Genomic DNA, 869 nt, shown 5'->3' with positions numbered 1-869 from the left:
GGGCGGGGCCAGGCAGGGCGGGGCCGGGCGGGGCCAGGCAGGGCGGGGCCGGGCGGGCCGGGCCGCGGTGCACTGACGGCGCAGACCGGCATGATCCACTCGGGTTTCATGATGTCGGGGTATCCCCGGCACCCGGACACCTCGACTTTCAGGAACCTGAGTGGATCATCCCGCTATGGCCGCCCTGTCGGGTTCAGCAGGCTGTCAGGATGGGTGACTTGTCAGGTTTGTCGGGTGGTCGGGGCCACCCCGGCGGCGGAATCGGCGGCCGGACCGGGTCGTTATACCTGGCAGACCACCGCAACAGCCCGGGTCATTGGCCCGCCGGCCCCGCCGGGAACACCCGCCAGGTCGCCTCGGTTACATCCCCGCACGGCCGAGCACCACAACGGCCCGTCACGGCGGTCGCCGGGAACACCCGCCAGGCCGCCCCGGTTACATCCCCCGCACGGCCGAGCAGCACAAGAGGCCGACGCCCGCGGGGTAGGCGGAATGACCCGCCACCGCGAACGGTTACACCCTGTCCCGACGCCGACCCCCTCGCGGGTCACCGGGCAGAACCCCTCGAACTTTCCCCGCACGGTCGCACTGACCCCCCGTTGAGTGTTGTGCGGGCACCCCCCGATGCAGAGGAGCACGCCATCATGCGTACCGATCTGATCCGTAAGACCGCCCTGACCGCCGCTGGCCTCGCCTTCACCGGTGGCGCCATCGCCGGCCCCGTCACCACCGCGTTCGCCGCAACCACCAGCAAGCCGACCACCCAGACCCAGGCCGACCGTAAGGGTCACGGTGAGCGGGAACTGGGTGTGCGCTACGAGGCGCAGCCGAACTTCTACTACTGCGGGCCCGCCGCGACCCGTAACGCC

At 71.3% G+C, this 869-nt stretch carries 1 pseudogene; it reads left to right on the top strand.

What is annotated here, in order from left to right:
• Window positions 1-644 precede the first annotated feature (644 nt).
• Window positions 645-869: pseudogene (locus PSH25_RS26265) on the top strand (C39 family peptidase); the annotation flags it as partial.

Source organism: Micromonospora foliorum, from assembly GCF_022229015.1.
Classification (GTDB): Bacteria; Actinomycetota; Actinomycetes; order Mycobacteriales; family Micromonosporaceae; genus Micromonospora; species Micromonospora foliorum.
The sequence above is the reverse complement of the archived record's forward strand: the minus strand, read 5'-3'. Positions and strand labels throughout refer to the sequence as shown.